This window comes from Corallococcus sp. NCSPR001 (genome assembly GCF_017309135.1).
Classification (GTDB): Bacteria; Myxococcota; Myxococcia; order Myxococcales; family Myxococcaceae; genus Corallococcus.
In genome coordinates, this window is the sequence record NZ_JAFIMS010000002.1 from 3,363,775 (window position 1) to 3,372,171 (window position 8,397).

Consider the following 8,397-nt stretch of genomic DNA (forward strand, 5'->3'; position numbering starts at 1 on the left):
GCGGCCCCGAAGCCTACGCCGGGCCGGGAGTCTCGTCCCAGGGGGAGCCCAGCCACGCCTGGAACGCGGCCTTCTGCGCGTCCGTGGGGCGCTCCACGCGCTGCAGCCACGCGGCGTCCGCGGGCTTCTGGCCCAGGACGACGGGCACCTCCAGTAGGCGGTCGCGGCGGAACAGCGTCACCCGCACGGTGTCGCCGGGGCGCTTGTCCTCGCAGCGGGCGATGAGCCCCGCGCCGTCCACGCGCCAGCCGTCCAGCGCCACCACGTCGTCCTCCGGATACAGGCCCGCCTCCAGCGCGGGCGTGCCCTCCGGGACGGTGGACAGCGTCGAGGAGCCGCGCACGGTGACGCCCAGCCAGCCCCTGGGCCTGGGCTCGCCCTTGAGGCGCGGCGGCGTGCCGCCCTTGTCGTTGGGGGCTTCCCGCACGCGGAAGGACACCTCCAGCCCCACGTGCGCGAAGACGCCGTAGTCCAGGTCCTCCGTGGAGCGCACCGCCCGGTCGAAGAAGGGCGTCAGGTCCACGCCCGCCACCTCGCTCGCGGCCTGCTCCACGCCGTCCTCCGGGACGCCGGAGCCGTCGCCATGGCGTTGCCACAGCAACCGCATGACGTCATCCAGGCACTTCGCGTCGCCGGTGGCGCGGCGCACCTCCAGGTCCAGCAGCGCGCACACCACCTCGCCCTTGAGGTAGTAGGAGACGGCGCTGTTGGTGGAGTGCTCGTCCGGGCGGTAGTGCTTCACCCAACTGACGAGCGACGCCTCCGTGAGCGTCTGCACGCGGCGGCCCGGGGTGGAGTGCAGCAGGGAGAACGTCTCCCCCAGCCGGGCCAGGTAGCGCGTGGGGGACATCAGGCCCGCGCGGCGCACGAAGAGGTTGTCGTAGTAGGCGGTGCCACCCTCGAAGGCCCACAGCAGCGAGGTGTAGTTCTCCTGCGAGTAGTCGAACGGCACCAGCGCGCGCGGCTTCACCCGCTTGATGTTCCACAGGTGGAAGTACTCGTGCGCCACCAGCGTGAGGAAGTCCTCCCAGCCCCGGAGCGAGGACAGGCCCATGCGCGGGAAGAGCAGCGCGGTGGAGGCCTGGTGCTCCAGCCCGCCGCGGCCCCTTTCGGTGAGGTAGACGAGGAACAGGTAGCGCTTGAGCGGCAGGCCTTCGTACATGCGCGCCTGGGCCTCGCAGATGCGCTGCATGTCCGCGCACAGCCGGTCCGCGTCCGGCACGCTGTCGCCCCACACCACCACCTCATGCGGCACGCCCGCGACGGTGAAGGTCAGCGGCGTGTGCGGGCCCACCTCGAAGGGGCTGTCCACGAGCGTGTCGTAGTCCGGCGCGAGGAAGGTGGCCCCTTCCGAGTCCAGCGCGCAGAACGTGCGCCAGCCCTGCGGCGCGTCCACGGTGACGTGGTGGGGCAGGGCGCGCGTGGCCTCCGTGTAGAGGAACACGGTGGCGCCGTTGAAGTAGGCGTGGCTGCCGTCCAGGTGGCTGGTGCGCACGGACAGCTCGTTCGCGTAGACGCGGTAGCGCAGGGTGACGGCCTGCCCCTTCGCGTCCACGCGCCAGGTGCGCTTGTCCACGCGGCGCACCGGCAGGGGCTGGCCCTCCGGACCCTGCGCGGTGACGTCCTGTACCTGGCGGGCGTACTCGCGCACCAGGTAGCTGCCCGGTGTCCACACCGGCATCACCGCGTCCAGCGCGTCGGGACCGGCGGGGAAGCTCGCCTCCACCTCGAACAGGTGCGCATGCGGACGGGGCATGGCGACGCGGTAGTGGACGGCGAGCGGCATGGACGGTGGGCCTTTCTTCCTGGGGGGACCGCGGGGTTACTTCGCCTTGACGAGCACGGCGCCGAAGAAGCCGTCGGTGCCGTGGGTGTGCGGAGCCAGCCGGAGGAAGGGACCGGGGCCGAGCTTCGCGCCCAGCTCCGCGCCCAGCACCTCCGCCACGGGGCGCACGCTGAAGTCGGGGTGCTTGGACAGGAAGTCCTCCACCACGTCCTCGTTCTCCTCGCGCAGCACGCTGCACGTGCCGTAGATGAGCCGGCCGCCGGGCTTCACCAGCATGGCGAAGCGCGCGAGCAGGGCCTTCTGCCGGCCCACGTGCATCTCCAGGTCCTCCGGCGAGAGGCGGTATCGCGCGTCCGGCTTGCGGCGGAAGGTGCCGGTGCCGCTGCACGGCGCGTCCACCAGCACGCGGTCCGCCAGGCCCTTGAGCGGCGTGAGCGCGGCGTCCGCGTCCGGGCCCTCATGCGGGATGAGCTGCGTGCGCACGTTGTGCACGCCCGCGCGGCGCGCGCGCTTGCGCAGGTCCTCCATGCGGCCCTCGTCCACGTCCAGCGCGTGCAGGTCGCCGCGGTTCTTCATCTGCGCGGCCAGCTGCAACGTCTTGCCACCCGCGCCCGCGCACGCGTCCACCACGCGGGTGGGCGGCGCGTCCACGAGCATGCCCAGGAGCTGACTGCCCTCGTCCTGGATCTCGAACCCGCCGTCCTTGAAGTCCTGGAGGGAGAAGAGGTTGAGCCGCGTCTCCATGACCAGGCCCAAGGGGGACAGGGTCGTGGGCTTGGTGGACTCCACGTCCTCCGCGGCCAGGCGCTCCTGGAGCTGGGCGCGGTCGCCCTTGAGCGTGTTGGCGCGGACGATGAGCGGGGCGCGCTCGTTCATGGCCTCGGCGGCCTTCGCGGCGTCCTTGCCGAAGACGGCGCGGAAGCGGTCCGCGAGGAAGTCCGGCAGCGACGCGGCGATGGGGAAGCGCTTCGCCTCCGGCAGGGCGTCCAGCTCCGCGGCGGCGTCCGGCAGGCGGTCGAGCACGGACACGTCCGGGCCGGTGAGGCCGCTGGAGCGCGCGACGTAGGTGGGGTCCTCGCCGTGGAGGATGCGGGACGCGGCGAGCCGCATGACGTCCTGGCGTGTGGCGTCCAGCGCGTCGAACTTCCGGTGCGACCTCTCCAGGAGGAAGTCCACGGTGCGCTGGCGGCGCAGCAGGGCGTAGACGCGCTCGGCCACGGCGCGGCGCTCGGTGGAGTACAGGACCGTCTTGCGGCGCAGCACGAACTCCAGGGCGCGGTCGGACAGGCGGCCCTCGCGGCGCACGCCGCCGTAGGCCTCCAGACACGCCTGGAGGACCAGGTCCTCGCGCAGGGGGCGGTTGGGGTTGGGGCGCGCGCGTTCATGCTGGGCGCGGCTCATCTTCGGTTTGTCGGCGCGTCCACCGGCGTCCTTGCGCTTCTTCGGCGCGCCAGGGCGGGACGTACGGGGCCCGCCAGACTTGGGGGCGCCACCGCGGGAAGGTCCAGGCTTGCGAGTCGTGGCCATGTCGCAGGAGGCCTTTGCATCCCCGGGTGGCGTTGACAAGCAGGGAACGCAAAAGACGCCCCCGGAAGGCCCTGGAGGGGCCGGCCGGAGGCGTCTGGGAGCCACTTTGGGGCTTTCCGGGCCCGGGCCTCCGAGGCCCCTCCGCCTCCGTCCTCGGAGGGGAAAAACCTGTCCGACAGTCGGACAGGTTTGTCGGGGGCGCCTCTGGAGGGCTCAGCGGTTGCGGCGCCGGCGGCGCACGAGTCCGGCGACCAGGGCCGCCGCGGCGGGAATCAGGGCGGCGGACGGGCCGGCGGCACAGCCACCGCCTCCGTTCGAGTCATCCCCCGGCGTGACGCCCGGCGTCGTGGGCGTGCCCGGAACCTCGGGGCGGGGGTCGGGGTCGGACGGCGTGGTGCCTGGGTCCTCACCCGTGCCGGTGCCGGTGCCGGGGTCGGTGGTTCCGTTGGACGTCACGGTGACCACGGTGGTGGCCGTCAGCGGGGCGGCGCCCTGGACGGTGGCCGTGGCCGTCACGGTGTAGGTGCCGGCCCGGGCGAAGACGTGCTGGACCTGGGTGCCTTCGGCGGTGCCGCCGTCGCCGAAGTCCCAGGTGACGGTGGCGCCGGACTGGGAGGCCGTCGCGGTGAAAGAGGCCGTGAGGGGCGCGGCACCGCTGGCGCTGTCCACGGCGACGTTCAGCGTGCCCTGGGGCTGCTCCGGCTGCGCGGGCAGCGTCTTGGAGAGGGTGAACGAGTCCAGGACGCCGCCGTCCGTCTTCACGAGCTTCGCGGTGAGGTTGCCCTCGACGACGTCCACGTCGAGGAAGCCGTGGGCCGCGTCATCGCGGATGACGCTCCAGGAGGGGCGCGACGTGGCGAACTCGCGCAGGGTGGCGCCGCCACCGCCGACGACGAGATAGGGGATGCCCGTGTCGTTCTTGCCGGCCTCGGCGTCACCGAGCATGGGCTTGCTGCGCTCGTAGTCGTGGTCATGACCGGTGAGCACCAGGTCCACGCCGTACTTCTCGAACAGGGGGCCGAACTGGCGGCGCATGGTGAGCTGCGAGCCGTGCTCGCCACTGGACCAGGACGGGTGGTGGAAGAAGACGACCTTCCACGGCTGCGTGGTGGCGGCCAGGTCCTTCTCCACGAACGCCTTCTGCGCGGCGAGCGTGCACTTGCTCGCGGACGCCAGACCCACGGCGCAGTTCGAGTCGATGGACACGAAGTGCACGTGCCCCCAGTCGAACGAGTAGTAGCGCTCCGAGCCCTCCGCGTTGTTGGTGGGCAGGTAGAGGTTGTCCAGGTAGGGCTGGGCCTCGTTGGTCACGTACTCGTGATTGCCAGGCGTGGCGAACATGGGCACCTGCGCGAGCAGGGCGGCCATGGGGGTGAAGAGGTTGTTCTGGAACTCGGACTCGGTGCCGGACGCGTAGGCGTTGTCGCCCAGGGCGACGAAGAGCTCCGGCTTGTTGGTGAGCATGGACGCGGCGACCTTCTTCTGATCGCTGCCACCGGTGCCGAAGTCGCCCACCGCGGCGAAGTGCACGCGCCGCGTGCCGGGCACGGGGGCGGTGCTGAACGACTTCGCGGGGGTCGTCTCACCGCACGCGTCCACGGAGTACGTATAGGAGGTGGCGGGAGACAGGCCGGTGAGGACCACGGCGTGGATTTTCGAGGTGGCCGAGGACTTCGCCGTCTGGCTGGTGCCGCCCACGCCGTAGCGCACCTGGGCGCTGGAGCAGTTCGACGACAGCCGGAACGCCACGGTGGCGGTGTCGGGGCCCACCTTCTGAAGGTAGGGATCACGCGGCAGGGCGAGCGCGTCACCCGAGGCGAAGCCCCCCACGAAAAGGGCAGCCAGGGCAGCGAGCGAAAGAGACTTCGTCCGGTCCATGAATCCTCCGGCCCGAGACATTCGGGACCGGGGCGCAACCGTTCATCGTTCAACGATCATCCGGAAATCGAGCGCTCGTGGGTAGGCAGGCAGACGGGCCTTCGGTGTGGCGGAAAGCCAGACGGACAGGCCTGCGTTGCATGTTTCAGGGAAGGCGTAGCAGGTCACCGCCTTGCGGAGTCTGGAGGCTGCGTTACCCCTGAAGACATGACCGAAGTCCACTCCCAGACCCGAGAGTACACCCTCCCCGAGGGCTGCCCTGTGTGCGAGTCGGACCTGCCGGTGCGCGTGACGGCGACCGGTCCGAACGCGGTCTGCAGGCACTGCGGCTGGATGGGGCGCCCGTTCATCACGGTGACGCACGAAGGCCTGCGCGTGTCGTACGATGACACCGCGCGGGCCTGAGCACCGGCGCGCCAGTGCCCGATGCGACTCAAGACCGTTCTTGGCTCGCCGACGGCACGATGATTGAGGACTGTGTCTACCTCCACGGCGTCTGTGTGGTGGAGCGGCGCTGGAGCCACTCAGGGCAACTGAAGACGGACTGGCGCGCCTCACCGGATGACCCGTCCTTCGTTTTGATCGCCAGGATACGGGAGGCGTATGGCGACGGGCCTCCTATCGATTGGTGACGCGCACCTTCGGATGGGCTCGGATTGAGCCCTCTGGAGGACAGATGTTGGCGACGCGGGTGGAGAGATTGTGGCCCATCTGGATGTTCAGCGTGGTGCATGAGTTCCACTTCGTGGAAGGCCAGTGGACCGGGTCTTTTGATTGCTCCAGTGCCATGGAGACCCTCAGGCATCGCAGCGGAACCTGATGGGGACGAGCACGAGGTTCATCGGTTCCTCGCGAACACGTTCCGTTGGCGCTATCGCGGGCTCGAGCGGTGAACCGGGTGTTCTCGACGGGTGGATGGATGTCCTGACGCTGTCCCTGGGGGAGCGGAATACGGAGCTGCCGTCGACCATGTTCTCACCGGGGTGCTCAATGCCAGTTCGGCATTGAAGCCCCCGATGGAGGACCGTGCGTCATCAGGCATCTCAAGAGAGACAGCCGCCGGTTGTCTATCGCGGCGCTGCTCCGGCCTGACCCGGGCCGGGCGCGGGCTTCACGCCTGCCTCCGGGTTCACCTTCGCGAGGACGTCCTCGTCCACCTCCACCTTCGTCTGGGTCCGCAGCTTCTCGACCAGGGTTTCCAGCGCCTTCGACCGACGCTCCGCTCCCAGGCGCTGCGCGATGCGAGGCTTTGCCTGTTCGAACGTCTGCTCATGCCCCACCTGACGTGCCTGCAACATCAGGAGATGGACGCCCGTATCGCTTTCAATGGGCGTGGACAGCTGGCCCACCGTCTTCAGGTTCCATGCGGCTTCCGCGAGCGCCTCACCGCCCAGGGCCGTCAACTCCTCTCGCGTGTGGAAGCCCAGATCTCCTCCCTGGGCCTGGGTCGCCGTGTCCTGGGAGTGCGCACGCACCGCCGTGTCGAACGCGCGAGGAACATCCCCTTCCTTCCGCACGTCCGTCGCCAGCTTCACCGCCTGCGTCAGCGCCTTCTGCCGCTCCGGTGTGCCCCGGGGCGCCTTCAACAGGAGCTGGCTGATGCGCACGCGCTCCGGCTTCACGAACTCCGTAAGGTTGGCGTCGTAGAAGGCTTTGGCCTCCGCGTCGCTCACCGCGGCCTCCGCGGACTCCGTCTGGGATTTCACCAACTGCTGCACCATCACCTTCTCAAGCATCGCGCGGACCTCGGGGTCCGATTCCAACCCGCGACGCTTCGCTTCCTGGACCAGCAATTCAAAGCGAACCAGGTTGTCTAGGAACTCTTTCTTCTTTTCCGGTGTTCCGTAGCGCGCCCGGACAAAAGCAGGCTGCTCCGCCAGCTTCGCCTCCAGCTCCGCCTGGGTGATTTTTGTCTCCCCCACGCTGGCCACGACAGGACCCGTCACTGCCGGGGTCGAAGCGGACTTCTCCTTGCCGCAACCACTCACTCCCAGGGACAGCCCCAGCACTGCCAGTCCCATCCACCTGAACTTCCAGCCCATCGGAATCTCCACGGTCCAGCGGCCCCCGGACGCGATGCCCGCGCCATTGAATGTCATTCTGTCCGTTATCCTACAGCTGCTTGTGATCAATGGTCGAACTGGAGTATTTCCAGTCGCCTCGGGCAAGCGGACATCGGACGGCATGGGACATCAGCGGGGCTCTGGAGTTTGGCTGTCAATTTCTTCGCTGCTCCTGTCCCTGGCGTGCGGCCGGGCAGGCACCGAACCCGCCCTCTCCGCCGGCACGGCCCCCGTCGTGGCGCGCTTCGATGGCGGCGTGGTGACCGAGGACGAACTGCTGCGCGAGAGCCAGCGGCTCCCTCCCAACCTTCGTGAGCGCTTCGAGACAGGTCCGGGACGTCAGGAATTCATTCGTTCCCTGGTTGATAAGCGATTGCTGTTTCAGGAAGCCGCCCGCCGGGGCATTCCGCAGGACGAGGAGATCCGCCGTCAGGTGCGGGAGCTGGAAGAGCGGCTGAGCATCCAGGCGCTCCTTGCCCAGGAAGAGAAGGCGGCCACCGCCCCCACGGAGGCGGAGGCGCGGGCCTTCTATGAGGGTCACCTCGAACGCTTCGCCCAGCCCGAGCGCCTGCGGTTGGCCCGGGCGTGGGTGATGGTGCCTTCGGGAAGCGGGCGTCCGGTCTGGGAGCAGGCCCGCCAGCGCGCCGAGTCCCTGCGAAAACGGCTGCTCGCGGGCGAGCCGGTGGCGAAGGTCGCGGCCGCGGGGGATGGCCCGGAGCGTGCCCGAGGCGGGGAGTGGGGACTGCTGGCGCGCGGCGAGTTCGGGAACGCGGAGCTCGAGAAGGCCGCGTTGGCACTGACCCGCCCTGGGGCCGTCTCCGCGGTGGTGCAGGACGCGACGGGCGTCGGGGTGCTGGTGTTGCAGGAGCGCCGTCCCGCGCGCGTGCCGCCCTTCGAGGAGGTGCGCGAAGCGGTGGCCGGGCAGATGGCGCCGGGGGCCCAGCGGCGCGTGTTCGAGCAGCTTTTGACGCGGCTTCGGGCCGCGTCCTCCGTCCAGTTGCCGGACGGGACCGGATCCCCGGCGGGGAAGCCGGACGTGAAGCCTTGATGGGGCGTGGTGGGTGGCGGGGCCTTGCCTTCAGGCATGCGGCCCGGGTCGAGCAGTCTTCGTTGGAATGAGGGGGAGCGGTGCTCCTTGAAAAC

At 69.8% G+C, this 8,397-nt stretch carries 6 protein-coding genes; 2 read left to right on the forward strand and 4 right to left on the reverse strand.

Features of this window, described 5'->3' with window-relative positions:
* Positions 1-13: 13 nt before the first annotated feature.
* The 3 genes from JYJ93_RS15845 to JYJ93_RS15855 all read right to left on the reverse strand — a co-directional run bounded on the left by JYJ93_RS15845 (position 14) and on the right by JYJ93_RS15855 (position 5,191).
* The gene (locus JYJ93_RS15845; RefSeq protein WP_206792198.1) at positions 14-1,786 is read right to left on the reverse strand and encodes a PDZ domain-containing protein; all 1,773 of its coding nucleotides are present in this window, start codon (positions 1,784-1,786) and stop codon (positions 14-16) included.
* A 36-nt stretch (positions 1,787-1,822) separates the two neighbouring features.
* Positions 1,823-3,187: an RsmB/NOP family class I SAM-dependent RNA methyltransferase gene (locus JYJ93_RS15850; RefSeq protein WP_206792200.1), complete on the reverse strand. Its 1,365-nt coding sequence runs from the start codon at positions 3,185-3,187 to the stop codon at positions 1,823-1,825.
* 339 nt (positions 3,188-3,526) lie between these two features.
* Positions 3,527-5,191, reverse strand: coding sequence for a metallophosphoesterase (locus JYJ93_RS15855; protein WP_206792202.1), 1,665 nt, complete (start codon positions 5,189-5,191; stop codon positions 3,527-3,529).
* Positions 5,192-5,398: 207 nt separating this feature from the next.
* Here JYJ93_RS15855 and JYJ93_RS15860 point away from each other — a divergent pair, with 207 nt between their 5' ends.
* A complete protein-coding gene (locus JYJ93_RS15860; RefSeq protein ID WP_206792204.1) occupies positions 5,399-5,596 on the forward strand; it encodes a hypothetical protein in 198 nt (65 codons plus the stop codon).
* Between the two features lie 662 nt (positions 5,597-6,258).
* Here the strand turns inward: JYJ93_RS15860 and JYJ93_RS15865 are convergent.
* Entirely contained in the window at positions 6,259-7,290 is a 1,032-nt protein-coding gene (locus JYJ93_RS15865) for a peptidyl-prolyl cis-trans isomerase (RefSeq protein ID WP_206792206.1), read from the reverse strand.
* Between the two features lie 85 nt (positions 7,291-7,375).
* Between JYJ93_RS15865 and JYJ93_RS15870 the strand changes: the two genes are divergently transcribed.
* Positions 7,376-8,302, forward strand: coding sequence for a peptidylprolyl isomerase (locus JYJ93_RS15870; RefSeq protein WP_206792208.1), 927 nt, complete (start codon positions 7,376-7,378; stop codon positions 8,300-8,302).
* Positions 8,303-8,397: the final 95 nt, after the last annotated feature.